1 protein-coding gene is annotated in these 1,017 nt (G+C 49.9%); it reads left to right on the forward strand.

Annotated features, from left to right (window positions below; genetic code table 11):
• A partial coding sequence (locus KDK14_RS04895; RefSeq protein ID WP_257263899.1) for an IS1380 family transposase occupies positions 1-945 on the forward strand: 945 nt, incomplete at its 5' end.
• Positions 946-1,017: the final 72 nt, after the last annotated feature.

Consider the following 1,017-nt stretch of genomic DNA (forward strand, 5'->3'; position numbering starts at 1 on the left):
GTCATTGATCTGGACCACACAGCCAGCCTGACCCACGGTGCTCAACAGTACAGCTTGTTCAACACCAAATACGGCAATACCTGCTACTTGCCACTGATGATTTTTGAAGGCTTGAGCGGGAAGTTGATTACAGCCATTCTGCGGCCAGGGAAAACACCCTCAGGGCAGGAAAATGCCGCCATTGTTAAACGTCTTTTGTCGCTGATCCGGCAGTCATGGCCGAAAACACATCTCATTATCCGGGGATACAGTCACTTTTCCCAGCCGGAACTGATGCGCGTTGTTGAGCAGGATAAAGCCGCTGATTACGTACTGGGTAAAGGCGCGGGCCACCCAACAGCCTTACGGCCGATGTCGGATAAGAGCATCGCGGAAGCTCGCCACTGTCTGAAAACACGTACAGCTTACGCCCGATTGAATAAACTGCCGATACCTTACCGGGTGCGTCTGTATGGTGAGGCGCAGTATCAGGCGAAGAGCTGGAAAGGGCTGGATACACGCGTCATATATAACGCTGAAGTAAACCAGACCGGCGACAACCCGCGCTTTGTAGTGACATCGATCAAGCATGCTTCGGCCCGGTGCATTTATGAGCAGTTTTATTGTCCCAGAGGTCAGGATGAAAACTACATCAAACATCTGAAAAATGATCTGTCCTGTGATCGGACATCGGATATGGGCTTTCGAGCGAATGCCTTGCGTATGTACTACGCCTGTGCCGCTTATGTTCTGCATTACGAAATGAGAACCACTGTATTGAAGGACACAGAGTTGCAGAGGGCTCAACCTTCAACAGTTATTGCCAAACTGGTCAAAATTGCCGTTAAGGTGGTGGAATATAAAGACCGTGTGAAGCTGCATTTGCCCAGCAGTAACCCAATGAAAGTATTGCTACAACGAGTGACGGAAGCTTTTGCTGCCATGCCAGTTCTCAAACCTGGATAACAGACACAACTTTTTGGTTGGGGGGCGTTTTATTGGATCAGCTGAAAGAGGTTGAGACTTCAGTGCGCCTGG

Source organism: Endozoicomonas sp. ONNA2, from assembly GCF_024606365.1.
Classification (GTDB): domain Bacteria; phylum Pseudomonadota; class Gammaproteobacteria; order Pseudomonadales; family Endozoicomonadaceae; genus Endozoicomonas.